The sequence below is a fragment of the Ruegeria spongiae genome (assembly GCF_023502395.1).
GTDB lineage: Bacteria > Pseudomonadota > Alphaproteobacteria > Rhodobacterales > Rhodobacteraceae > Ruegeria_C > Ruegeria_C spongiae.
Genome location: NZ_JAMFMB010000105.1, coordinates 1 through 328 on the forward strand (window position 1 = coordinate 1; position 328 = coordinate 328).

At 48.5% G+C, this 328-nt stretch carries 1 protein-coding gene; it reads left to right on the forward strand.

Features of this window, described 5'->3' with window-relative positions:
* On the forward strand, positions 1-328 hold a 328-nt coding region (locus M3P21_RS22450; protein ID WP_249713732.1), incomplete at both ends, for a DDE-type integrase/transposase/recombinase.

Here is a 328-nt window from a genome sequence, read left to right on the forward strand (position 1 = left end):
GTTTACCTTTACCGAGCGGTCGACAAACACGGCAAAACTCTCGATTTCATGCTTTCACAACGTCGAAACAAACCGGCTGCAACAAAATTCTTCGCCCGGATGTTGGAGGTTAATGGTCTACCGCGGAAAATCGTCATCGACAAAAGCGGCGCCAACCCAGCTGGTATCAAGGCCATAAACAAGATGCTCAAAGGTTTTGGTTGCCCGCTCCCGATCGAGATGGTGAGGCGGAAATACCTAAATAACATCGTGGAACAAGATCACAGGTTTATCAAAAGACGAACCCGCCCGATGCTTGGCTTCAAGTCTTCTAAATCTGCCTCTGCAA